Origin of the sequence: Nocardiopsis protaetiae, from assembly GCF_045446735.1 — a bacterium.
GTDB classification, from domain to species: Bacteria; Actinomycetota; Actinomycetes; order Streptosporangiales; family Streptosporangiaceae; genus Nocardiopsis; species Nocardiopsis protaetiae.
This window is the reverse complement of the sequence record NZ_JBJJBV010000160.1, coordinates 1-22306: the sequence shown is the minus strand read 5'-3', so window position 1 is coordinate 22306 and position 22306 is coordinate 1. Positions and strand designations below refer to the sequence as shown.

At 71.4% G+C, this 22306-nt stretch carries 23 protein-coding genes; 8 read left to right on the top strand and 15 right to left on the bottom strand.

Annotated features, from left to right (window positions below; genetic code table 11):
- Positions 1-53: 53 nt before the first annotated feature.
- Both ACJOT3_RS22490 and ACJOT3_RS22485 read right to left on the bottom strand, forming a co-directional pair.
- Positions 54-464, bottom strand: coding sequence for a type II toxin-antitoxin system VapC family toxin (locus tag ACJOT3_RS22490; RefSeq protein WP_406975066.1), 411 nt, complete (start codon positions 462-464; stop codon positions 54-56).
- Positions 461-778 (bottom strand): type II toxin-antitoxin system Phd/YefM family antitoxin, encoded by a 318-nt coding sequence (locus tag ACJOT3_RS22485; RefSeq protein WP_406975065.1) that lies wholly within the window; start codon positions 776-778, stop codon positions 461-463. Before ACJOT3_RS22485 ends, ACJOT3_RS22490 begins: the two co-directional genes overlap by 4 nt.
- A 162-nt stretch (positions 779-940) precedes the next feature.
- Here ACJOT3_RS22485 and ACJOT3_RS22480 point away from each other — a divergent pair, with 162 nt between their 5' ends.
- Positions 941-1195, top strand: a complete 255-nt coding sequence (locus ACJOT3_RS22480) for a hypothetical protein (RefSeq protein WP_406975064.1) — start codon at positions 941-943, stop codon at positions 1193-1195.
- Here the strand turns inward: ACJOT3_RS22480 and ACJOT3_RS22475 are convergent, their stop codons facing one another.
- The 6 genes from ACJOT3_RS22475 to ACJOT3_RS22450 form a co-directional block, all read right to left on the bottom strand.
- The gene (locus ACJOT3_RS22475) at positions 1196-3097 is read right to left on the bottom strand and encodes an endonuclease/exonuclease/phosphatase family protein (protein ID WP_406975063.1); all 1902 of its coding nucleotides are present in this window, start codon (positions 3095-3097) and stop codon (positions 1196-1198) included.
- A gap of 237 nt (positions 3098-3334) precedes the next feature.
- Entirely contained in the window at positions 3335-4294 is a 960-nt protein-coding gene (locus ACJOT3_RS22470; protein WP_406975062.1) for an ABC transporter substrate-binding protein, read from the bottom strand.
- A complete protein-coding gene (locus ACJOT3_RS22465) occupies positions 4287-6275 on the bottom strand; it encodes an ABC transporter permease (protein WP_406975061.1) in 1989 nt (662 codons plus the stop codon). Before ACJOT3_RS22465 ends, ACJOT3_RS22470 begins: the two co-directional genes overlap by 8 nt.
- 1 nt (position 6276) lies before the next feature.
- Positions 6277-7566 (bottom strand): quaternary amine ABC transporter ATP-binding protein, encoded by a 1290-nt coding sequence (locus tag ACJOT3_RS22460; protein ID WP_406975060.1) that lies wholly within the window; start codon positions 7564-7566, stop codon positions 6277-6279.
- Positions 7563-9125: a GMC family oxidoreductase gene (locus ACJOT3_RS22455; RefSeq protein ID WP_406975059.1), complete on the bottom strand. Its 1563-nt coding sequence runs from the start codon at positions 9123-9125 to the stop codon at positions 7563-7565. Before ACJOT3_RS22455 ends, ACJOT3_RS22460 begins: the two co-directional genes overlap by 4 nt.
- Before the next feature lie 53 nt (positions 9126-9178).
- Entirely contained in the window at positions 9179-10702 is a 1524-nt protein-coding gene (locus tag ACJOT3_RS22450) for an aldehyde dehydrogenase family protein (protein WP_406975058.1), read from the bottom strand.
- Between the two features lie 322 nt (positions 10703-11024).
- Here ACJOT3_RS22450 and ACJOT3_RS22445 point away from each other — a divergent pair, with 322 nt between their 5' ends.
- Complete coding sequence (locus ACJOT3_RS22445) at positions 11025-11687, top strand: class II aldolase/adducin family protein (protein ID WP_406975057.1); 663 nt, start codon at positions 11025-11027, stop codon at positions 11685-11687.
- Between the two features lie 30 nt (positions 11688-11717).
- On the opposite strand, the gene ACJOT3_RS22440 is transcribed toward ACJOT3_RS22445, so the two are convergent.
- From ACJOT3_RS22440 to ACJOT3_RS22425, 4 genes are read right to left on the bottom strand one after another with little or no spacing between them, the layout of a single operon-like run.
- Complete coding sequence (locus ACJOT3_RS22440; protein WP_406975056.1) at positions 11718-12260, bottom strand: hypothetical protein; 543 nt, start codon at positions 12258-12260, stop codon at positions 11718-11720.
- A 37-nt stretch (positions 12261-12297) separates the two neighbouring features.
- Positions 12298-12492 carry a helix-turn-helix transcriptional regulator gene (locus ACJOT3_RS22435; protein ID WP_406975068.1) on the bottom strand — a complete coding sequence of 65 codons (195 nt, stop codon included), beginning with the start codon at positions 12490-12492 and terminating at the stop codon, positions 12298-12300.
- Positions 12493-12538: 46 nt separating this feature from the next.
- Positions 12539-13396 carry an ABC transporter permease gene (locus ACJOT3_RS22430; protein ID WP_406975055.1) on the bottom strand — a complete coding sequence of 286 codons (858 nt, stop codon included), beginning with the start codon at positions 13394-13396 and terminating at the stop codon, positions 12539-12541.
- A complete protein-coding gene (locus ACJOT3_RS22425) occupies positions 13393-14364 on the bottom strand; it encodes an ABC transporter ATP-binding protein (protein ID WP_406975054.1) in 972 nt (323 codons plus the stop codon). Before ACJOT3_RS22425 ends, ACJOT3_RS22430 begins: the two co-directional genes overlap by 4 nt.
- A 298-nt stretch (positions 14365-14662) precedes the next feature.
- Here ACJOT3_RS22425 and ACJOT3_RS22420 point away from each other — a divergent pair, with 298 nt between their 5' ends.
- Positions 14663-15055, top strand: coding sequence for a VOC family protein (locus tag ACJOT3_RS22420; protein ID WP_406975053.1), 393 nt, complete (start codon positions 14663-14665; stop codon positions 15053-15055).
- A 12-nt stretch (positions 15056-15067) separates the two neighbouring features.
- Here the strand turns inward: ACJOT3_RS22420 and ACJOT3_RS22415 are convergent, their stop codons facing one another.
- Positions 15068-15832, bottom strand: coding sequence for an alpha/beta fold hydrolase (locus tag ACJOT3_RS22415; RefSeq protein ID WP_406975052.1), 765 nt, complete (start codon positions 15830-15832; stop codon positions 15068-15070).
- A gap of 139 nt (positions 15833-15971) precedes the next feature.
- Between ACJOT3_RS22415 and ACJOT3_RS22410 the strand changes: the two genes are divergently transcribed.
- The 3 genes from ACJOT3_RS22410 (at position 15972) to ACJOT3_RS22400 (ending at position 18189) form a co-directional block, all read left to right on the top strand.
- Positions 15972-16493, top strand: a complete 522-nt coding sequence (locus ACJOT3_RS22410) for a DinB family protein (protein ID WP_406975051.1) — start codon at positions 15972-15974, stop codon at positions 16491-16493.
- Between the two features lie 53 nt (positions 16494-16546).
- Complete coding sequence (locus ACJOT3_RS22405) at positions 16547-16771, top strand: type II toxin-antitoxin system VapB family antitoxin (protein WP_406975050.1); 225 nt, start codon at positions 16547-16549, stop codon at positions 16769-16771.
- A 596-nt stretch (positions 16772-17367) separates the two neighbouring features.
- The gene (locus ACJOT3_RS22400; protein ID WP_406975049.1) at positions 17368-18189 is read left to right on the top strand and encodes an SURF1 family protein; all 822 of its coding nucleotides are present in this window, start codon (positions 17368-17370) and stop codon (positions 18187-18189) included.
- Here ACJOT3_RS22400 and ACJOT3_RS22395 read toward each other — a convergent pair.
- Both ACJOT3_RS22395 and ACJOT3_RS22390 read right to left on the bottom strand, forming a co-directional pair.
- Positions 18165-18575 (bottom strand): DUF3817 domain-containing protein, encoded by a 411-nt coding sequence (locus ACJOT3_RS22395; RefSeq protein WP_406975048.1) that lies wholly within the window; start codon positions 18573-18575, stop codon positions 18165-18167. The two genes, ACJOT3_RS22400 and ACJOT3_RS22395, sit on opposite strands and share 25 nt — an antisense overlap.
- A 179-nt stretch (positions 18576-18754) precedes the next feature.
- A complete protein-coding gene (locus ACJOT3_RS22390) occupies positions 18755-20257 on the bottom strand; it encodes a glycosyltransferase family 2 protein (RefSeq protein ID WP_406975047.1) in 1503 nt (500 codons plus the stop codon).
- A gap of 394 nt (positions 20258-20651) precedes the next feature.
- Here ACJOT3_RS22390 and ACJOT3_RS22385 point away from each other — a divergent pair, with 394 nt between their 5' ends.
- Both ACJOT3_RS22385 and ACJOT3_RS22380 read left to right on the top strand, forming a co-directional pair.
- A complete protein-coding gene (locus ACJOT3_RS22385) occupies positions 20652-21353 on the top strand; it encodes a WbqC family protein (RefSeq protein ID WP_406975067.1) in 702 nt (233 codons plus the stop codon).
- A 118-nt stretch (positions 21354-21471) separates the two neighbouring features.
- Positions 21472-22185, top strand: a complete 714-nt coding sequence (locus tag ACJOT3_RS22380) for a PIG-L deacetylase family protein (protein ID WP_406975046.1) — start codon at positions 21472-21474, stop codon at positions 22183-22185.
- Positions 22186-22306: the final 121 nt, after the last annotated feature.

The following is a 22306-nucleotide window of genomic DNA, read 5'->3' as shown; positions in this document are numbered from 1 at the left end:
CCCGCGGCGTTCTCAGCCGAGCCGCGCTCAGGTGAGCCCGCGTCTTCCGATCATCATGGGGAGGGGGAGACGACGGGGAGGCCTTCGGCCTCCGCCGCCTTGGCCAGCCTCACGTCGTACGTGACGAAGCCGGTCAGGGCCGCACCGAGTCCTAGGGCGCAGGCCACGTGCAACGCGTCGAGGGACCGCAGGCGGGTTCCCGGTGCCAGATCGCCCGCCGTGTCGAACACTTGGGCGGGCATATGCAGGTGAGCCGCCCTGGCCAGCCACTCGGCGGCCCTGCCCAGGGTCTCGGGCTGCGCGCCGATCGCGTGCAGAGCCCGGCGGAGTTCGGTGCGGGTCAGATAGGAGGTGATCTGGCGGGCACCGGCTTGGTCGTTCAACCAGCGTTCCAAAGCCTCCGACTCGGCCTCTTCCTTGAAGAGCTTGAGCGCGGCACACGTGTCCAGATAGACGAACCTCACCGGTCCTCTTCCTCACGCAGTTCCAGCAAGGCGTCGGATGCGAGACGGGTACCGGGCGGAGAGGGCTCCCTGCGCATCCCGACGGCTTCCTCCGCCTTGGGCAGGGACTCCAGGTCACGGAGGTCGATGAGCCCGTTGTTCACCGCCCTGGTCAGTGCTTCCTCGGCCGGGTCCGGCGGGACGAGTCGGCCGACGACCTCTCCGTGTCTGGTGATCAGGAAATGCTCGCCTCTGCGCGCGCGGTCGATGACCTCGGCCGTGTTCCGCTGCAGTTCGCGGATGGTGATCTGGTGTTCCATGAGCAGCATCTCCATACGGTGCAGCGTAGAACCGAGGACAACTCCTTGTCTGACATTCTCCCCAATTGGCAGGCGAGCACTCCATTCGCCGGACATCTCGCCCCCGCGGCGTTGGGCGGGGGGCGGGTGTGGGGGCGGCGGGGGTAGGGGTAGTGGTAGGGACCGGAGGTGGTCACGATGGGACGAGAGAAGCTGCGGCGGGGACGGTTGAAGGGGCCGCTGGGGAGCCCGGAGCGTCCGGCGAGCGCGCTGGGGTTCCGGCTGGTGCTGGCGGTGTTCGGGTGCCTGGTGCTGGCGGCGGGCACTGTGGCGGCGCTGGTGCTGGACGCGCCCGTGTGGCTGGTGGTGGTGCTGGGCGCCGGGTTCGCGGCGTCGTGTGTGAACGTCTACTGGGTGGCCCGGCGGCTGCGGTACGAGCGCCCCGGCCGCTGATCACTCCAGGTCGAGGTCGATGGAGATCATCCGGTGGTCGGAGTGCGGCACGTCCGGGTTGGCCGGGTTCGCCGCGGTGAACTCCTCGGTGACGAGGATGTGGTCGATCTCCTGGGGCTCCCCCGCCAGGCTCGGGATGGTGTTGAGGGGCCGTTCGAAGGCGTCGTGCAGACCCGCGTCGGTGAGGATCGACCACGCCGGGTTTCCGGGTTCGATGTTGAGGTCCCCGGCCAGGATGACAGGCCGCCCCTGGGCGCGGGCCTCCTCCACGATGGCCGCCAGGTCCCGGAGCTGGGCGCGGGCGCTCTCGGCGGTGAAGTCGTAGGTCTCCGGCTGCACGTGGGTGGCGATGACGCTGACCTCGGTGCCGCCGTCCCAGCGCACGACGGCCTCCAGCGCCTGGGCGCCGGTCGGCCCGCTGGGGGTGAGGGTGTGCCCGCGCACCTCGGTGACCTCGCGGGAGGTGAGCAGGGCGTCGCCCCACAGCGGCCCGTCGGCGGGCGCCCAGTAGGCGGTCATGCCGAGCTGTTCGGCGGTGAGGGACAGCGCGTCGTGGCCGCCGTTGAGCAGCCACCCGCGGTCGACCTCGCTGAGCACGACGAGGTCGGGCATGTCCCCGTTGAGCAGCGCGATCTGCTCGTGCAGGGCGTAGCGCCCGTCCATGCCGAAGCCCATGCGGACGTTGTAGGCGGCCAGCCGCAGCCCCGTCACGGGTTCGTGGGCGCGCTCGGCCCCGCCGCGGAAGGTCGTGTGCCAGGACGGCACGGCGACGGTGAGGACCAGGGCGAGCGCGGCCGCCCCCGCGGTCAGCCAGGGCCGCCCGGCGCGGGAGGGGACCGGGCCGCGGCCGCTCATCGCGATGGCGAGGGGCACCAGGGCCAGGAACGGCACCACCGCGTTGTCGTAGTACATGTCGTAGGCGGCGTAGAACCCGAAGACCGCGACCGCCAGCAGGAACAGCCCGCCGAACGCCGCCCACCCGGTGGCCGCGCGCGTCGGCCGCCCGGTCCGGTGGACCGCCCACCCGGCGCAGCCGGCCAGCGCGAGCTGGCCGATCGGCAGGGCGGCCAGCGCCCAGCCGGGCCACACCCCGGGGACGCCGCCGATCTGGGTGGGCGACACCGTCAGCACGGCGAGCGCCCCCGCCAGGACCGCGAACGGGGCCGCGGGGTGCCCGGTGGACCAGCGCGGGTCGGCGGCGACCATCACGGACAGGACCGCGGTGGTGGCGACCAGCGCGGCGGCGACCGGCGTCTCCCCGATGACCTCGCCGACGGCCGGGTTGGCGGTGTACAGCCCGGACAGGAACAGCAGCGGTCCCAGGGCGAGCCAGGCCCGGGCGGGCGCCGGCCGGGGCTCGCTGTGGCCCGACCCGTGCCGGTAGGCCCCGATGCCGGCCCAGGCGAACAGGGCGACCTCGACGCCCACCCCGGCCCAGGGCCAGAACCCGTCGCGCCAGACCAGGTCGACGGTGTTGAGCAGGGTGTGGACGACCGCGGTGGCGGCGACGCCGGTGACGACGCCGACCATCACCCCGTGCCCGGTGGCCCGGGGCCGGTCGACGGTGGTCATGGCGCAGGCGGTCAGCCACACGGCGCCGGTGCCCACCAGGAACGACGCCAGGTACAGCTGGGGCGCGCCGCCGTCGGTGGCCTGGAGCGCCAGGCGTCCGACCGCGAGCACGGCGCCCGCGGCCAGCGCGGTGCGCCCGGGGTCCAGGCGCCGGGCCGCGGCGACGAAGGGGACGGGGGCCAGGAACCAGGCCAGCGCGTACAGGCCCATCAGCTCGGCGGGGGTCTCCCCCGCCCGCCCGAACAGGGTGGTGAGCGAGGGCAGGAACACCCGCAGGGCGTCCAGGAACAGCACCGTTCCCACCGCGACGGCGAATCGGTCCCAGCGCATGGTCCTCCCGGGGGTCGGTGCCCGCACAACATGAATGATTCTCACGTCCCGCGGGCGCGCGGACAAGGGGCACGAACGCCCCGATTCCCCCGAAGCCCCCCGGTCATGCCGACCGAGACCGGCCCGCGTCGAAACCGCGACCGATCCCGCGCCTTCCCGTGACCTCGCCGTTCAGGGGCGGCCCGGGCCGAAGAGCGGCCCCGGGCCGGGGGTCTCCCCCGGCCCGGGGGACGCGGGTCAGCGGTTCTCGAAGCCCTCCGGGATCCACGGCCGCCACACGTCCGGGTTGTCGCGCACCCAGATCTCGGCCGCCTCGGTGGGGTCGAGCCCCTGGTCGGCGATCATCCGGGCCACCGCGTTCTGGTCCTCGTTGGTCCACGTCCAGTTGTCCAGGAACTGGTACGCGGGGTCGTTCTCCTCCACGAACCCGGCCCGGAAGATCTTGTTCAGGTCGTAGGCCGGGTAGTCGCACGGCACCGAGTCCAGGTCGGCGTCGCAGCCCTCCTCGTAGGGCGGCAGGTCGATCTTGACCAGGTCCAGCTCCTCCTGGAGCCACTGCGGGTCGTAGAAGTAGAAGAGCACCGGCTCCTCGTTGGCGTACCGCCGCCGCACCTCGGTGATCTGCGCGGGCTCGGACCCGGCGAACACGATCTGCAGGTCCAGGTCGAAGGCGTTGATCATCCCCTGGTCCTGGGTGACGAACCCGGGCGCGCCGCCCAGGAACTCGCCCCGGTCGCCGGTCTCGGCGGTCCGGAAGATGTCGGTGTTCTCCCGTAGCCCCTCCAGCGTGGTGATCTCCGGGTACTCCTCCACCACGTAGGCGGGCACGTACCAGCCGATCACGCCCTCGTTGCCGTTGGAGCCGCCGTCGACCACGGTGCCGTTGCCCTCGGGCCCGTACAGCTCCATGAGGTCCTCGTGGCCCCAGTTCTCCACGATGACGTCGATGACGCCCTGGTCGATGGCCTGCCAGGACGGCTGCTCGTCGACCCGGACCAGCTGCACCTGGTAGTCCATCTCCTCGCGGAGGATGTACGCGAGCACCTCGGCGCTGGCCTCGTAGCCGACCCAGCCGTTGAGCGCCATGCGCACCGTGCCCGGGTCCCGGGCGAGCTGGTCGGTGCGCACCGCGCAGGAGGAGACCAGGGCCACCGCGGTCGCGGCCGCCAGGATGCGGATGAGGGGTCCCCTAGACACGCTGCACCTTCCTTCTTCCCTGGGTGACCCGGTCCAGGAACAGGCCCAGGCACACGATGGCCAGACCCGAGGCCAGACCCAGCCCCAGTTGGTTCTGCGCCAGGCCGAACACCACGTCGAAGCCCAGCGATCCGGCGCCCACCAGCGCTCCCATGACCACCATGGACAGCACGAGGATGAGCCCCTGGTTGACGGCGAGCAGCAGGGAGCCGCGCGCCAGCGGCAGTTCGACCTTGGTCAGCAGCTGCCACCTGGTGGACCCCTGGGAGGCCGCCGCCTCCAGGGAGGCCGGGGACACGCCCCGGATGCCGTCGTTGACCAGGCGGATCACCGGCGGCAGCGCGAAGATGACCGCCGCCACCAGGGCGGGCACCCGCCCGATGCCGAACAGCGCCACCGCCGGGATGAGGTACACGAACGGCGGCAGGGTCTGCATCGCGTCGAGGACGGGCCGCAGGATCGCGGCGAACACGTCGTTGCGCGACATCAGCACCCCGACGACCACGCCCAGCGCGACGGTGAGCACCGACGCCACCAGCACCTGGGACAGCGTGTCCATGGCGTTGCCCCACACCCCGAGCAGGCCGATGACCAGGAACGACCCGGCACAGACCAGGGCGGCGCGCCACCCGGCGAAGATCCGGCCCAGCGCGGTGGCGCACACGACCACCAGCCACCAGGGCGAACCGCCGAGCAGTTCGCTCAGCGGGCCCAGCACCCAGTCCAGGGTCCAGGTGCCCAGCGCCGTGGTGAACGGGCCGACGGTCGCCTGCAACCAGTCCTCGAACGCGTTCACCGGGCCGCTGATGTCGATGGAGAGCTCGCGCGGCCAGCCCTCCACCCCCAGCAGCCGGGCCGCGGTCACGGTGACGATGAAGACGATGAGGTCGACCCCCAGCAGCGGCAGCCGGTACCTCTCGGGGATCCTGGAGACCCCGCCCGTCTCGTGCCCGACGGCGCCGGTCACCCGGTCCATGGCGATGGCGAGCATGACGATCGCCAGCCCGGCCTGGAGCGCCTGCCCCACGTTGACCTTGGACAGCGCCTGGTAGATGGCGTCGCCCAGGCCGCCCGCGCCGATGACCGACGCGATGACGACCATGGACACGGCCAGCATGATGGTCTGGTTGACGCCCAGCAGGATGGTGCGCCGGGCGGAGGGCAGCTGCACCTTGGCGAGGATCTGCCAGGGCGTGGACCCCAGCGAGGTGGTCGCCTCGATGGCGCCCCTGGGCACCTCGCGGATGGCCAGCGCGGTGATGCGCACCGCGGGCGGGATCGCGTAGACCGCGGTGACCACGGCCGCCGCCGGGTCGCCGATGCCGAACAGCAGCACGAACGGCAGCAGGTACGCGAACGCGGGCATGATCTGCATGAAGTCCAGCACCGGCCGGATGGCGCGGTGGAACCGGTCGCTGCGCCCGGCCAGGACGCCCAGCGGGATGCCGAACAGCAGGGCGATGGACACCGAGGTGATGATGAGCGCCAGCGTCCGCATCGACTCGTCCCACAGCCCGGTGAGGGCGAACACCGCGAAGGTGCCCAGGACCAGCAGCGCGATCCGCCACCCGGCCACCCGCCAGGCGACGATCGTGCCGAGCACGACCACCCCGGGCCAGGTCAGGAACTCCAGGAACCGGTTGATCAGCACGACGGCCGACCCCAGCCCCACCGAGATGTAGTTGAAGAAGTACAGGAACAGCGGGCTGTCGTTGCGGTTGACGACGATCCACGCGTAGATCCCGTCCAGCCACGCCATGAAGCCCTGGCCGGGGCCGGTCGGGAAGCCGGGTCCGCCGCCCCAGGCCAGGCGGGCCGCCCAGTAGCCGGCCACCAGGACGGCGGCGGTCGCCGCCGCCCACGTCCACGGGGAGCGCAGGGCCGCGGACGGGTCCCGGCGCGCCGTCCGGGGCCGGTCCTCGCGTTCGCGGTACACCGGGTCGGATCCGCCGGGCCCTCCGGCCGGGGTCGTCACGGCCATGTCAGCCACCCGCCCCGGTCGGTGCGGGACCCCCGTGCCCCTCGGGGTCGGCGCCGGCCGGGGGCCGCGGTGCATCCGCGGACCGGTCCGGGTCGCCCTCCCCCAGCCGGTTGGGCCCCTCGTCGCCGGAGTCGCCCACCAGGTTGTCGGAGCCGTGGTCGACGAGGTCCTCGGACAGCTCCCCCACCGTCTCCTCCTCGATGGCGGCGGCCACGGAGGCGTCGGCCAGCTGGTCCTCGGCGATGGCCCGCAGCACGTCGTCGCGGCCCACGTAGCCGAGCAGCGTCCCGTTCTCCACCACCCGCACCGGGGCGGTGCTGGCGGCCAGCATCGGCAGCACCTGCGCCAGGACGGTGCCGGGTTCGGTCACCGGCCCGTCCGTGCTCTCCTCGGGGAAGGCGTCGCGCACCAGCCACCGGGCGGTGAGCACGGTGGTGCGGGCGACGTCGGAGGTGAAGTCGGCGACGTACGCGTTGGCGGGCCGCCCCACCACCTCCTCGGGGGTGCCCACCTGGACGAGTTCGCCGTCGCGCATGATGGCGATGCGGTCGCCCAGTTTGAGCGCCTCCTGGAGGTCGTGGGTGATGAACACCGAGGTCTTGGCCAGCTCGCGCTGCAACCGGATGACCTCCTGCTGCATGTCGCGGCGGATCAGCGGGTCCAGGGCGCTGAACGGCTCGTCGAACAGCAGCACCTCGGGGTCGACGGCCAGCGCGCGGGCCAGGCCGACGCGCTGCTGCATGCCGCCGGACAGCTCGCCCGGCCGGGAGTCCTCGTAGCCCGACAGGCCGACCATGTCGATCATCTGCTGGGCCCGCTCGTAGCGTTCGGGGCGCGCCATGCCGCGCACCTCCAGGCCGTAGGCGACGTTGTCGATGATCTTGCGGTTGGGCAGCAGCCCGAAGTGCTGGAAGACCATGGCGATCTTGTGGCGGCGCAGTTCGCGCAGCCGCTGCGGGGTGGCCTCGCCGATGTCCTCGCCGTCGAGCAGGACCTGCCCGGAGGTGGGTTCGATGAGGCGGGTCAGGCAGCGGATGAGCGTGGACTTGCCGGAGCCGGACAGGCCCATGACCACGAAGATCTCGCCGGGGCGGACGTCGAAGGAGACGTCGCGCACCGCGACGGTGCAGCCGGTCTCGTCCTTGATCCGGTCGCGGTCGGCCCGCTCCAGGTCGGTGCCGATGACGCTGTCGGCGTTCTTTCCGAAGATCTTCCACAGGTTGCGGACGGAGAACGTGACGTTCCGGGTGTCGCCCGGCGGCGTGGCGGGTTCGGTCGTCGGGGCGCTCATCGGGTCTCCTCGCGGTGGTCCTCGCGCACCAGGTCGGCGGCGCGTTCGCCCAGGGCCAGGACCATGACCATGGGGTTGGGGGTGGGCAGGGTCGGGAACACGGACGCGTCGGCGATCCGCAGCCCGCGCAGGCCCCGGACCCGCAGCCGCGGGTCGACCACGGCCAGCGGGTCGTCGGCGGCGCCCATCCTGCACGTGCCCGCGGGGTGGTAGACGGTGTGGGCGGCGCGGCGCCCGTACTCCGACAGCTCCTCGTCGGTCCGTACCCCGGGCCCGGGGGCGACCTCGGCCTCGATCCAGGAGCGGAACGGTTCGGCCTCGGCCACCCGGCGGGCGATCCTGATGCCGTCGACGATGGTCTGCTCGTCGTAGCCGTCGGGGTCGGTGAAGTACCGGAAGTCCAGGGCGGGTTTGTCCTCGGGGTCGGCGCTGGTGAGGTAGAGCCGGCCGCGCGAGCGCGAGCGCGGGATGTTCGGCGTCATGCAGACCGCGTACCCGTCGGGCGGGGAGTCGTAGCCCAGCCGCTTCGTGTTGTCGTCGAAGGGGATCTGGTAGATGTGGAACATCAGGTCCGGGCGCGGGTCGGAGTCGTCGCGCCGGACGAACAGGGCGGCGTCGGAGTGCATCACCGTGTTCTGCGGGACCGGCCTGGTCGTCTTCCACATGATGATCGACTCGGGGTGGTCGAGCAGGTTCTCGCCCACGCCGGGCAGGTCGTGCCGGGGCTCCACCCCGACCTCGCGCAGGTGCTCGGCGCCGCCGATCCCCGAGAGCAGCAGCAGCCGGGGCGTGTCGATCGCGCCCGCGCTGAGGATCACCTCGCGCCGCGCCGACACCGAGATGCGGGCCCCGTCCTTGTCCGTCGCCTCCACCCCGGTGGCGCGGTCGCCGTCCAGGACGACCCGGTCCACCCAGGTCTCCAACAGCACGGTGAGGTTGTCGCGGACGTCCATGATCGGGTGCAGGTAGGCGACCGAGGCCGACGACCGGTACCCGGTGTAGGGGTCGTAGGCGATGGACAGGAACCCGGTGCCCTCGGCGAACCCGCCGCCGTGCGAGGTCAGGGCGTTGAAGTCCTCGACGACCGGGACGCCGGTCGCCTTGGCCGCCGACTCCACCCAGTCGCGGACCATGGTGTTGCGGTCCTTGTCGGCGACCGGGACGATGTTGCACTTGATCCGGTCGGCGTAGGACTGGACGGTGGCGTTGTCCCAGCCCTCGGCCCCGGCGGCCACCCAGTCGTCGAGGTCCTCGGCGAAGGGCCGGAAGCTGATGAGCGTGTTGTGGGAGGAGCAGCCGCCCAGCACGCGGGCCCGGGAGTGCAGGATGTGCGAGTTGCCGCGCGGCTGCTCGGTGGTCGTGTACTTGAGGTCGAGGTCGCCGTCGAGGACGCTCAACCAGTCGCGCAGGCGGAGCACGTGCTCCAGGTCCCGGTCGTCGGGCCCGCCCTCGATCAGGCAGACGGTGGTGGCGGGGTCCTCGGTGAGCCGGTCGGCGAGCACCGACCCCGCGGTGCCACCTCCGACGATCACGTAGTCGTAGGTGAGGTCGTGGGACACGGCCTGGTTCCTCTCGTTGTCCAATCCGGGGGATGCCGGGAGATCGATCCGTGTCAGCCGAACCAGCGCTGCGGCTCGGGTGCCAGGTTGCGGTAGATGTGCTTGGCCTCCCGGTACTCGGCTAGCCCGGACGGGCCGAGTTCGCGGCCGATGCCGCTGCGGCCGAACCCGCCCCACTCGGCGCCGGGGAAGTAGGGGCCGTAGTCGTTGATCCACACGGTGCCGTGGCGCAGGGCCGCGGCCACGCGCTCGCCGCGGGCGGTGTCGTCGGTCCAGACGCCGCCGGAGAGGCCGTAGTCGGTGTCGTTGCCCAGGGTGATGGCCTCCTCCTCGGTGCGGAAGCGCTCGACGGTGACGACCGGGCCGAACACCTCGGTCCGGACGATGTCCATGGAGCGGTCGCAGTCGACGAACACGGTGGGCCGGTAGAAGTAGCCGTCCTGGAGACCGGGGTCGTCGGGGCGCCTGCCGCCCGCGATGATCCGGGCGCCCTCCTCGACGCCGCGGGCCACGGCGGCCTCGACCTTGGCGCGGTGCTGCTCCGACACCAGCGGGCCGCAGCGCACCCCCTCGTCCTGGCCGCGGCCGATGCGGATGGCGTCGGCGCGGCGGGCCAGCTCGGTGGTGAAGGCGTCGTGGACGTCCTCGTGCACGATGAGCCGGGCCCCGGCCGAGCAGACCTGGCCGGAGTGGAAGAACGCGGCGGCCAGCGCGTAGTCCACGGCGGTGTCCAGGTCCACGTCCGGGAAGATGATGTTGGGGTTCTTGCCGCCCAGCTCCAGCGCGATCTTCTTGACCGTGGGCGCGGCGGCGGCCATGATCCGCCGCCCGGTGGCCAGGCCGCCGGTGAAGGACACCAGGTCCACGCCGGGGTGGTCGGACAGGGGCGCGCCCGCCTCGGGGCCGCTGCCGGTGACCAGGTTGACGACGCCGGCGGGGACGCCCGCCTCCACCAGCAGCTCCATGAGTTTGAGGCTGGTGACGGGGGTGACCTCGGTGGGTTTGACCACGCAGGTGTTCCCGGCGGCCAGGGCCGGGGCGAGCTTCCAGGAGAGCTGGAGCAGCGGGTAGTTCCACGGGGTGATGAGGCCGCAGACGCCGACGGGCTCGTACACGATCCTGCTCTGCACGCCCTCGGGCGCGGACACCAGGCGGCCGGTGTCCTTGTCGGCCAGGCCCGCGTAGTAGCGGAAGACCTCGGTGACGTCGTCGACGTCGATGCCGCCCTCCTCCACCGTCTTGCCGGTGTCGAGGGACTCCTCCAGGGCGATCTCGGCGCGGTCCCGCTGGAGGAGGTCGGCGACGCGCTCCAGCAGGCGGGCGCGTTCGCCCGCCGTGGTGCGGCGCCACGGGCCGGCGAAGGCGCGTTCGGCGGCGGCGATCGCGGCCTCGGTGTCGGCCCGGCCGCCCTCGCTGACGACGGTCAGCACGGAGGCGTCGGCGGGGTCGATGATCTCCCGCACCCGGCCGTCGAGGGCGGGCCGCCACTCGCCGTCGATGTGGATGCTGGTGGCGCGGGTCGAGCCCGGGGGCGCCAGGTAGGGCGCCGCCGGGAGGGTGTCGTGGCGTTCTTTCACGGGCCCGGTGTGCCCTCGTCCGCTGGTCACAAACAACCTCTCCTCATAGGGCACTTGCGTCACAACGCCCACACACCGGGCCTGATCAGCGCAAATGCCCGAGAAAGGCGTTGTCGGCCGTGGTCCGCATCACGCGACCTCAGGCGTAAAAGACCACGCCCGCGGGGGTCTGCGGTGGAGCCCACGCCCGGACCTGGGGAATACCGGGAAGAGTCTTTGACGTACATTTAGGTGTACCTAAGTGGTTCGCCCGGTCTGCGGGCGTCCGGCACCGACGGCCCGCCCCCGGGTCCCGACCGCGCACCCTTGAGGAAATCACCAGATGTTGTTGGAGCAGGAACGACGGGACGTCTGCCTGACCGCCCGCACGCTCGCCGCCCTCCCCGGTATCGCCCCCGGTGAATCCGCCACCCTCAGCGTCCGCAGCGGGGACCTGGTCGTCGTCACCCCGCACGGGGTCCCCCTGGACCAGGTCCAGCCCGCCGACTGCCCGGTGATGTCGCTGGACGACCGGATGCTGGAGGGCCGCCGCGACCCGGCGGCCGAGACCACCCTGCACATGGCCGTGCACCGGCAGGCCGCCGACCACGGGCGGGAGGCCACCGCCCTGGTCAACGCGTTCACCGCCGACACCGTCGCCGTGTCCTCGGTGCTGGTCGAGCTGCCGCCGATCCACCACCGCGCCGCCGCCCTGGGCGGGGCGATCGCGGTCACCCCCTACACCACCTACGGCAGCGGCGACATCGCCGACCAGGCGGTCAAGGCCCTCAAGGGCCGCGACGCCGCGCTGCTGGCCGACCACGGCGGGGTCGCCCTGGGCCGGGGCCTGGAGCACGCCCTGGAGAACCTGCGCCTGCTCGACTGGCTGTGCGCCGCCTACCTGCGCGCCCGTCAGCTGGGCGAGCCGCGCGTCCTCTCCGAGGACGAGCTCGCCGCCGTCTCCCACCGCGACACCTACGGCTGGGCCGGCCCCGACATCTGGTGACCGGCCGCCGGTGACCTGCCGCCGTCCCGCCTACTCGTCCTCGTCGTCGGGGACCTCGTCGGGGCGGGTCCAGGCCAGGTAGCAGGCGGGGAACGCGGCGTGGGCCATCGCGGTGACCACCACCAGCGGCGCCAGCACGGCCAGCGGCAGCTCGGCGTCCATGTCGCTTCCGGGCGCCGCCGTGGCGAACCCCGCGGCCACAGCAATGAGCAGGGTCGTCAGCACGGCCGTCACGTGGTGGCCGAGCCGGGTGGCCCGGTCCATCTCCGCCCGCTGGAACTCGTCCAGCCCGTGGTAGCCCGCCACCCAGCGGGCGGCCAGGTTGATGTGGGTGGAGATCACCGCGCTCACGACCAGCAGGGCGACGAACCCGAACGTCCAGCCCAGCGACCACGGGATGTCGACGACCAGGGGCAGGGCGAGGACCACCGCCGCCGCCAGGGTGACGGCGACGAACACGGCCACCGCGGCGCGGCGGCGCGCTCGCGCCGCCCAGAACGCCCGCCGCCGCGGGTTCTCGATCATGGCGCGGATGCGCTCCTGGGTGCGGTCGTTCGGCTGTCCGATGAACATGGCGATCCTTCGTGGTGGTGCGGGCGGGTGCGGCGGCTCAGCCGCCGATGCGGGGGAAGGGCTCGGTGGAGAACACGACCTCCACCGGGACCTCGAAGTAGTGGGCGATCCGCAGGGCCAGGTGGAGGCTGGGGCTGTACTCGCCCCGCTCCAGGTAGCCGACGGTCTGGTAGTGCACCCCGAGGGCCTCGGCGAGCTGGCGCCGGGAGACGTCGCGCTCCGCCCGCAGCATCGCGATGCGGTTGTAGATGGCCTCGGCGTTCCCGGCCTTCTTCTTCTCAGTAGGCACGCTGCATCGCTTTCTCCCGGGCCTGCTGGACCCTCGATCCCGACGTCTTGCGGGTCATCCGGCGCAGCACCCGCTGCGCCACCGCGAACCCGACCACCGCCCACAGTGCCAGAACCCCGGCGACCTGCGGCAGCTGCCAGGACCCCGCGAGCTCGGCGGCGGCGTGGGCCTCGGGGAGCAGCGCGGCGCGCACGCCCAGGCCGGACCAGTAGACGGGGAAGGCCTGGGCGACCGTCTGCAACCAGGAGGGCAGCACCGAGATCGGGAACATGACCCCGGACATCATGGTCAGCCCCATCACCGGGAGCATGATCAGGCCGACTCCGGTGCGCGGGTTGCTCAGGGTGGCGCCGATGACCGCACCGAGCGGGGCCAGCGCGACCAGGGAGAGCACCGACACCCAGACCAGGGTGAACATCCCGGTCAGGCCCTGGACCGCGAACCCGTCGACCATGACCAGGCCGGGCGCCAGCATCAGGGCCAGGGCCGCCGCGGCCATGGTGACCAGGTGCCAGGTCTTGCCGACCGCGTAGCCGACCATCCCACCGGGGGCGACGCGGGCGCGCAGCAGGGTGCCGTCCTCGCGTTCGCTGCCGATGAGCTGGGCGACCGTGGCGGTGGCGAACATGAGCAGCAGCATCGTCGTCCCGCCGGCCATCATCATCGCGGCGACCGGGGTGTCGGAGTCGCCGACGGTGTCGTCCCCGACGAACAGCGTCAGGGCGATGAAGACCAGGGGCATGGCGAGGTAGCCGCCGACGACCTCGCCCGGGCTGGAGAACGAGTTCTTGAACTCGGTCCAGCCGCGCGAGAAGCCTGCGCGGACGGAGTTGAGGACGGGGTTCATCGGATCTCCTCGGCGAACTCGGCGGCGGCGCGCTCGGCGTCGCCGGACTCGGAGCGCTGGACCAGGTCGAGGTAGACCTCCTCCAGCGAGGGGCGCAGCACCTTGAGGTCGGTGACCGCGTCACCGTGCACCCGGTACAGCTCGGCGACGTGCCGGGCCGGGTTGTCGGTGGCGTGCACGTGGCGGGCGCCGTCGACCGTCCAGGTGACCTCGCTCTGCATGCCGACCAGGGAGGACAGCCGGTCCGCGCTGCCGTCGGCGACGATGCGCCCGCCCGCGAGGATGAGGACGCGGTCGGCGAGCTTCTCCGCCTCGGCCAGGTCGTGGGTGGTGAGCAGGATGGTGGTGTCGTCCTCGTCGGCGAGCCGGTGCACGAGTTCGTGGAAGTCGCGGCGGGCCCGGGGGTCCAGCCCGGTGGTGGGCTCGTCGAGGAAGAGCAGCTCGGGGCGGCCGACCAGGCCCAGGGCGACGTCGACGCGGCGGCGCTGGCCGCCGGAGAGGGTGCGCAGCCGCTTGTGGGCGTGCTCGGTCAGGCCCAGGGAGGCCAGCAGCTCGTCGGTGTCGTAGGGGCGGGGGCGGCCGGGCTCGGAGTAGGGGGCGTGGAAGCGGCCGAAGTGGTCGACCAGGTCGCGGACCTTCCAGGCGGCGTGGTCGCGCCAGGACTGCATGACCACGCCGATCCGGGCCCGCCAGCGCTCGTCGCCGCGGGCGGGGTCGGTGCCCAGTACCTCGACCTCGCCGGCGGAGCGGGCCCGGAAGCCCTCCAGGATCTCGATGGTGGTGGTCTTGCCGGCGCCGTTGGGGCCGAGGAGGGCGACGACCTCGCCGCGGCGGGCGGTCAGGTCGACGCCGCGCAGGACCTCGGTCGTCCCGTAGTTCATGCGCAGGCCCCGAACGGTGATCGCGGCCTGCCCGGGCGTACCGTCCGCCACCTCCCGGGCCACCGAACGTGCTCGGACCTCCGTCATGGCCGCACCTCCTTTGTCGTCTCTCTACTGCGCTTGATAGTACATGTACTACATTCAACAGAACAAGCGCTACACATCGACGCAGGGCTGATACGGCCTGCCGCAGGTGGACTATCCCCGGAGAAAACGCAGCTCGGCACGGGGCATGGCCGCATCCGGACAGCCCGCGGAAATCCTTCCGGCCCCCGTGTCGGTACCCCCTGGACCCGGAAACCGGGTACGGATACTCAGGAAGGGCGCCACCCCGAGGCGCCACACTGGTGCCGACGACCGCAGACCCCGCTGGGAGGCCCCCGAGATGCGCTGCAGCTACATCCGTCTACTCGTCGACGACTACGAGGCCTGCTTCCGCTTCTACTCCGACGTGCTCAAACTCCCCGTGCTGCGCGGCGACGAGCACAGCCGCTACGCCGAGTTCGACGTGGACTCGACCACCCGCCTGGCGCTCAACCAGCGCGAGGTCATGGCCGAGGCACTGGAGACCGACACCGCCGACCCCGAGCTGCCCCACCAGGACCGGATGGCCGTGGTGTTCGAGGTCGACGACGTGGACGCCACCGCCGCCCGGCTGGTCGCCGACGGGGCGCGCCAGGTGATGGCGCCGCGCGACTGGACGGCCTGGGGGATCCGCGCCGCCCACTTCCGCGACCCGGACGGCTACCTGCTGGAGATCAGCAGCCCGCTCATCTGAGGCACGGGGGGATCACGGGGCCACGTGCTCCACCAGCAGCTCGTTGACCCGGTCCGCCCGCTCCACACCGAGCAGGTGCGCGGCGCCCGTGACGACGTCGAACCGGGAGTCGGAGATACCGTCGGCGAGCCTGCGGCCGTGCCCGGGCGGCAGCAGCGGATCGTGCGCGGCCGACACGACCAGGGCGGGCACCCGCACGCCCGCGACCAGGTGCCGCTGGTCCATCGTGTGCACCGCGTCGCACATCGACGCGAACGTGGCGGCGTCGACCCGGCCCAGCTCCCCGGTGAAGCGCTCCACCACGTCGGGACGCTCCCCGACCAGGTCGGGGGTGAACCAGGGCAGCGACACGTCGGCCAGCACCGATTCCATCCCGGCCTCGCGCACCCGGTCGGCCAGGCGGCTCCACTTGTGCGCGGGGGGCGTGCGCGGCGCCGCGGCCAGCAGGGCGATCCGCTCCAGGGTGCGCGGCGAGTTGGCGGCGATCCACACCACCAGCGAGGCGGCGAACCCGGCGCCCACCGCCGACACCCGGGTCAGCTCCAGCCTCTCCAGCAGCGCCAGCACGTCCAGGGCGAGGTCCTCGACCCCGCACGAGCCGCCCGCGGCCGGCGAGGAGCCGTGGCCGCGGTGGTTGATCCGCAGGACCCGGCGGTTGCGGGTCAGCTCGGGCATCTGCGGCTCCCACACCGACAGGGTGGTGCCGAACGGTGGGACGAGCAGCACGACGGGCGCGTGCCGCGGTCCGTCGATCCGGTACTGGAGCGGAATGGTCATGAAGGCCTCCGAGTCGCCAGAACGCCAGGGTATCCGCAAGCGCCGAGATCCCACTCACATTCGCCGCCAGTGGAGGACAGAACCTGACCTCCACGCTTTCTAGGGTGGTACCACCGAGACGGCGACACGGAAGGCGGCCATGATGGCGACGATCACGGACACCGAGCGCACCTCCCTCCTCAAGGCGCTCGCGGACCAGCGCGGATTCCTCCGGTACGCGGTCCGGGGGCTGGACGACGACCAGGCCACCCGGCGCACCACCGACAGCGAGCTCACCCTGGCGGGCCTGGTCAAGCACGTGATGCAGATGGAGGAGAACTGGATCCGGTTCGCCCAGGACGGCCCGCCCGCCGAGCCGGTCGACTACACCGACCCGGCCACCTGGGAGAAGCAGGACGAGAGCTTCCGCCTGCTGGACGGCGAGACCCTGGAGGGCACCCTCGCCCGCTACGACCTCGTCGCGGCCGCGACCGAGGAGTACGTCCTCTCCCTGCCCGACCTGGAGGGGAGCCACCCACTCCCGGAGGCCCCGTGGTTCGAGCCGGGCGCCGTCTGGTCGGTCCGCGACGTGCTCCTGCACATCCTCCGCGAGACCGCCCAGCACTGCGGCCACGCCGACATCATCCGCGAGTCCTTCGACGGCCAGAAGACCATGGGCTGACCCGCCATCATGGTGGCGGCGGCACCCGCCGCCGCCACCGCGCGGAGGCGGACATGTCCCCGACCCGGATCGACATCGACGACGAGGTGCTCCGAGAGGCCATGAGGCTCTCCGGGGCGGACACCGAGGACGAGGTCGTCGACCCGGCCCTGCGGGAGTACACCGCACGCCACCGCCGCACCACCCGGCACCACCGCACCGCGGACCTGGAGCACTTCGCCGCCCTGGCCCGCGACTGGGACCACGAGGGATGGCAGAGGACGCGCGGCAAGGGCTGACCTCTGCCCGCGCCGCCTCGGTCCGGACGTCGTGCCCGAGGTCCTCGAAAAGGTCCTGCTCCTGGAGCAGGACCCGCAAGCCGGATACCCTCCGGGCGGAGAGCTCACGGGGTTCCGCAAGCCGATCGTCGGCCGCGACACCTGGCGCGCGGTCCACCGGGTGACCGGGGACAAGAACGTGGAGATCTGCGAAGTCCGGGCGGTCGGCGGTGACACCCCGCGCACGCGAACGGGGTGCGCCCGAAGGCGCACCCCGCCGCAAAAGGCGGCGAGGGCCGCTTCCGCATCCCCCCTCAAAGTACGGAAGCGTCCCTCGCCTGGGAAACGGCCTGCGACTCCTCCCCCCTGGAGTCGCGGCCTGTAAGGTCCGCACGCGGGCGGCTCGGTGCGCTCGGTGCCCCTGGGGCTCCGGAGCGACTTTGTCGTTCCGCGTTGATAGAGACACTACCCACCCCGACCTCGGTAGACAACCCTCAGTCACGAGAACTTACTTAAAGTGATCGCCATTCCTGCGTCGATACCAGCCCAAGGCACCGTGGGCAGTGTCAACCCGGGGTCATGACCGACCCCTCCGGAGGCGCACATAGCCTGGTCGGGTGAGATCACCGCTGCTCAGTCCCCGATGGCTCGGCATCCACCTCGGCATCCTCCTGGTCGCCGTGGTGTGCGTCGCCGGTACCGCCTGGCAGTTCGTCCGCGCCTTCGAGCCGGACCGCGAGGTCATCACCAACCCGGTGGAGGACCTCGCCGCCGCCGTGCCGCTGGAGGGCCTGCTCGAACCCGGCGAGTACATGCACCCGGACACCTTCGCCAACACGGCGGTCACCGTCACCGGCCGCTACGCCCCCGAGGACACGCTGCTGGTGCCGAGCGCCCGGGACGGCGTCCGCGGCCACGACGTCATCCTGCCGCTGGTCACCGCCGACGGCGACGCCGTCACCGTCGACCGCGGCTGGATCCCCGAGGGCGGCGAGGTCCCCGAGGTCACCGGTGACGAGATCACCGTCACCGGCTGGCTGCTGCCGCCGGTCTCCGACGGCGGGTTCACCCCGGTCGCCACCGAGGACGGGACGATCGAGCGGATCGCCACGTCGCTGCTGGTCAACGAGTGGGACCACCCCCTCTACGAGGGGTACGTCATCCTGCCCGAGGGCGACCCCGCGGCCGAGGGCCTCACCCCGGTACCGCCGCCCGAGCCGCCCACCGGGTTCACGGTCAACTGGCGCAGCCTGAGCTACACCGTCCAGTGGGCGATGTTCGGCGTCTCCGCCCTGGTGTTCTGGGTCCTGCTGATGCGGCGTGAGCTGGCGGACGCCCGGGAGGCCCGGAACGCACAGGAGGCCCCCTCCGAGTCGGAGGAGGCCCCGGGTCCGGGCGCCCGGCCGGGCGAGGATCAGCCGGCGGCCGCGGGCTCCTGAGCGGCCGGGGCGGCGGCCGCCTCCTTGGCCTTCTCCGTCTTGACCACCCGGTGCTCGACCACGAAGCCGAGGATCGGGACGGTCCCGGCCAGCACCACCCCGAGCGTCTTGGGCGCGCTCCAGCGGCGGTCCAGGGCGACCCACAGCACCACCAGCACGTACACCATGTAGATGTAGCCGTGCGGCATGGCGATGAACAGCATCAGCGGCGACTCAGGCCCGAACCACTGCTCCAGCCCGAACGGCGCCGGCATCAGGGAGAACCGCGCGGTCTCCCCGATGAGGTACTTGGCGGGCATGGCCACGAAGGTCAGGCCCAGCAGGAAGACACCGGTCACATAGGCCAGCACCCGGTACAACCCCAACGACACACGGCTCTTGTCCACCGTTGCTTCCACCCACTCAGACGACGCGCACCCCGCGAAGTTCCGGGGTCCTTTTCCGAGGCTAAACGCTGTCCGGAACCGGCCGTCCCCGGGGTGGCGCGTGCCGTCCCCCACATCCGCCGCCCCTCACACGGCGGTACCCCCGTATCGCGCGGTGCCCCTCGACACCGCGCGCGGGCTCACTTCTTGGCGACGCGGTCGGGGCTCGCCCACCGGCCGTCCGACTTGGCGGTCCAGGCCCGCGGGATCATCTTGAGCGTGATGAACGCGTCCACCACCCGGATCGGGAAGAAGAGCAGCCCGTACACGAGGTACGACGGCCGCCGCCGGACCGCGGTCATCACACAGGTGAGCATGTAGTCGGGGATGAGCAGCCCCATCGCCAGCGCCGTCAGCGGCAGGAACGCCGAGACCGCGGTGAACGACGTCCCCACGAAGGGCACCGCGACGAACGCCTCCCCGGCGAGCGTGCCCACCAGGACGAACCCGGCGATGAGCGTGGTCAGCAGCAGGATGACCGAGACCACCACGACCTCAAGGATGTACAGCCCGAGGAACACCCAGAACGTGCTGGGCCAGATGCCGTGCCTGCGCACCGTCTGCCAGAACCCCAGCGTCCAGCGCCCCACCTGCTTGCGGTAGTCCGAGAACGTGAACGGGTCCTGGCTGTAGGCCTTGGTGTCGGGCCGCATCGAGATCCGCCCCAGGCGCTTGTGCTGCACCTCGAACGTCATGTTGAAGTCCTCGATGACCAGCCCCTTGGGGTTGATCTCGACCTCCCGCAGCGCCTCGCTGCGGTACACGCTGGCGAAGCCCGGGACGATGAACGACGCGTTGGTCCCGCGCCAGGTCTGCCCGAACCGCATGAAGTACTGGAGCATGAAGTACAGGCGGTCGCGGTAGGCGGAGATCATCCGCCCGACGAACGTCCGCTCGTGCGGCTTCCACTCCGACACCACGAACCCGGCGACGGCGGCGACCTTGGGGTCGCGCAGCTGGCGCCGCACCCCGTCCACGTACCCCTCGTCGAGTTCGGTGTCGGCGTCGAGGATGAGCACGGCGTCGTAGTTCTCGGTGAGCGCGAACTCCTCGATGACCGCCTCGATGGCCCCGGCCTTGCCGCGGTTGGTGAGCAGTTCCAGGACGTTGACGCCGGTCTTGGCGGCGATCTCCGCGGTGGAGTCCTTGGAGGAGTCCGACACGACGTAGATGTCCCACCGGGGGAACAGGCCCAGGGCGGAGCCGATGGCCCCGTGGATGACCGGTTCCTCGTTGTGGGCGGGGATGACCACGGCGATGGTGGCGTCCCGGGGGTCCTCCCCGTCCCGGGTGGCCACGGCGCTCCCAGGTTCGGAAACACCGGCGGAAGCACCGCCCCCGCCGGCACCGGCGCCGACGAGGACGCGCTCGCGGGAGCGGACGGCGCGACGGTCGTCGGCCGTGGTGTCGCGCCGCAGCACGGCGCGCACGGAGTCGTCGCCCAGGCGCAGCAGCCCGACGACGGTCCAGAGCAGAAGGTTGGCGCCGAAGGCCAGCCACAGGAACACGTACCCGATAGGGCCGAGTCCGGCCGCGGCGGCCATGTCGGTCGCGAAGTCGAACCAGAGTATGAAGAGCGCGGCGGCAAGTGCCAGGGCGATCAGCCCGATCAGCAGGCCGCCGACGAAACGCACGATACGCACAGCCTTGGGACCCCTCCCGAAAGTCAGCGGTTTCGGACCGACATTAACCCGCTAAGTCGGCGTTAGGTTGACGCCCTGCCACCTGGAGGGGTTCACCCGAGTTCGCGTCCTATGTAGGCCACGGAAATCGTATACACGGGCTTGCGTGAAGTGGTACCCATTAGAAGATATTTGGGAACGGGGACCGAGGGCGCACGCGCCGTCGGTTTATCCCCGGACGGCCCCGATCCGTCGGGGCCCCCGTGATCCGAAACGGACGGAGACAAGGAGAGTGCCCGGAGTGATCGGCGAGCCTGCTTCCCCTTCACCCGATCCCGCTCCGGCCGATTCGGATCGAGGGCCCGACGCCGACCTTCTGACCGGCCCGGACTCCTCTCCGGACCACCGTGTCCGGGTGGCGATCCACCAGCCGCACTACCTGCCGTGGCTGGGGATGGTCGACAAGCTCGACCGCTGCGACCGTTTCGTCGTCCTCGATACGGTCCAGTTCGAACGCCGGGGATGGCAAAACCGGAACTATGTGGCCGGACGTGGCCGTCCGGTGCTATTGACAGTTCCGGTGACCCAAGGCAGTCGAGACGACCTCATTCTGGACAAAGAGATTGACAACACTCAGAAATGGAGGACCAAGCACCACAAGGCATTGGCAGAGCACTGTTACTCCAAGACGCCCTACTGGAACGATTACAAGGAAGAAATCGCCCACCTGTACGAGACCGAGTGGGACAACCTCGCGGACCTGGCCATCGCCACGATGCGGATGGTGATGCGCGGATTCGGCATCGACACGCCGATCCTGCGCGCGAGCGAGATCGGTGACTTCCCCGGCCACAAGAGCGAACTGCTGGCCCAGATCTGTACCAAGGCCGGAGCGGACATCCTGCTGTCCGGCGACGGGGCCCGGGACTACCTCGACCCGCAGATCCTGCTGCGTTACGGGATCGACGTCGAGTGGCAGGGGTTCCGGCACCCGGTCTACCGCCAGCACCAGCGGGAGGCCGAGGACTTCGCTCCCCGACTGTCGGCGCTCGACCTGCTGCTCAACGCGGGTCCCGACGCCCTGGAGATCCTCCGTCGGGCGAGAACACAGAGCTGATCTCACACGGGCCGATCTCCCCGTGGCGGCACCGCGGCCGCCTGTCCACCCGGGGCCCCACCGCCGCACCTCTCGCGGGCGCGTGCCCCCAACACTCGGTAAAGGACGGGAAACCAGCATGACGACGGACTGGTCCCAGGAACGCATCCTGGTCTTCGCACCCCACCCGGACGACGAGACGCTCGGCTGCGGCGGCCTCATGAGCAAGGCCAAGGCCGAAGGCGCCGAGGTCTTCGTGCAGTTCATGACCGTCGGGGACACCGCAGACCAGTCGCCGAAGGGCTTCTCCACCGCGGAGGAGCGCTACGCGGAGATCAAGAAGGTCGCCGACCACTTCGACTGGGACGACTGGCACATGGCGCTGCCCGGCGACGAGTACCACCTGAGACTGGACGCCGTTCCCCGCGTGGACCTCACCCAGATCATCGAGAGCACCAGCCCGCTCTCCGTGTCGCGCCTGCGCCCGACCGTGATCATCGCCCCCCACCGGACCAGCTACAACCAGGACCACCAGGTCACGGCCGAGGCGGTGCACACCGCTCTGCGCCCCTCCGACAGGGAGCTGCGCCACCACCCCCGCCTGGTGCTCGCCTACGAGGAGGCCGCCGACCAGTGGCGGCTGGAGCAGGCGCCCTCCCCCAACCTCATCGTGGAACTGTCCGAGAAGGAGATGGGGGACAAACTCCTCGGCATGGAGCTGTACGGGTCGCAGAGCCACAGGCACCCGCACACCCGCTCGGAGTTGACCCTGCGCAGCCTGGCCGTCCTGCGGGGCATGCAGGCCGGTGTCGCCTTCGGCGAGGGCTTCCACATCCTGCGCTGTCTGGCCTAGCGGTGCCGGGACCCCACCCCGGCACCGAGACTCCCCCACCGATCCCATTTCGCGCCATCTCCCCAGTGAAGAAACAAGTCAACGCCTGAAAATGGAGGGGAAACCATGAAGGCTGTAGTCA

Excerpts from the sequence above, each read along its gene's own strand:
- ACJOT3_RS22380 (WP_406975046.1), top strand. The coding sequence starts at position 21,472 with ATGACGACGGACTGGTCCCAGGAACGCATCCTGGTCTTCGCACCCCAC.
- ACJOT3_RS22440 (WP_406975056.1), bottom strand. The coding sequence starts at position 12,260 with ATGTTCATCGGACAGCCGAACGACCGCACCCAGGAGCGCATCCGCGCC.
- ACJOT3_RS22415 (WP_406975052.1), bottom strand. The coding sequence starts at position 15,832 with ATGACCATTCCGCTCCAGTACCGGATCGACGGACCGCGGCACGCGCCC.
- ACJOT3_RS22460 (WP_406975060.1), bottom strand. The coding sequence starts at position 7,566 with ATGAGCGCCCCGACGACCGAACCCGCCACGCCGCCGGGCGACACCCGG.
- ACJOT3_RS22430 (WP_406975055.1), bottom strand. The coding sequence starts at position 13,396 with ATGAACCCCGTCCTCAACTCCGTCCGCGCAGGCTTCTCGCGCGGCTGG.
- ACJOT3_RS22410 (WP_406975051.1), top strand. The coding sequence starts at position 15,972 with ATGATGGCGACGATCACGGACACCGAGCGCACCTCCCTCCTCAAGGCG.
- ACJOT3_RS22425 (WP_406975054.1), bottom strand. The coding sequence starts at position 14,364 with ATGACGGAGGTCCGAGCACGTTCGGTGGCCCGGGAGGTGGCGGACGGT.
- ACJOT3_RS22465 (WP_406975061.1), bottom strand. The coding sequence starts at position 6,275 with ATGGCCGTGACGACCCCGGCCGGAGGGCCCGGCGGATCCGACCCGGTG.
- ACJOT3_RS22475 (WP_406975063.1), bottom strand. The coding sequence starts at position 3,097 with ATGCGCTGGGACCGATTCGCCGTCGCGGTGGGAACGGTGCTGTTCCTG.
- ACJOT3_RS22420 (WP_406975053.1), top strand. The coding sequence starts at position 14,663 with ATGCGCTGCAGCTACATCCGTCTACTCGTCGACGACTACGAGGCCTGC.
- ACJOT3_RS22435 (WP_406975068.1), bottom strand. The coding sequence starts at position 12,492 with ATGCTGCGGGCGGAGCGCGACGTCTCCCGGCGCCAGCTCGCCGAGGCC.
- ACJOT3_RS22485 (WP_406975065.1), bottom strand. The coding sequence starts at position 778 with ATGGAGATGCTGCTCATGGAACACCAGATCACCATCCGCGAACTGCAG.
- ACJOT3_RS22480 (WP_406975064.1), top strand. The coding sequence starts at position 941 with ATGGGACGAGAGAAGCTGCGGCGGGGACGGTTGAAGGGGCCGCTGGGG.
- ACJOT3_RS22405 (WP_406975050.1), top strand. The coding sequence starts at position 16,547 with ATGTCCCCGACCCGGATCGACATCGACGACGAGGTGCTCCGAGAGGCC.
- ACJOT3_RS22445 (WP_406975057.1), top strand. The coding sequence starts at position 11,025 with ATGTTGTTGGAGCAGGAACGACGGGACGTCTGCCTGACCGCCCGCACG.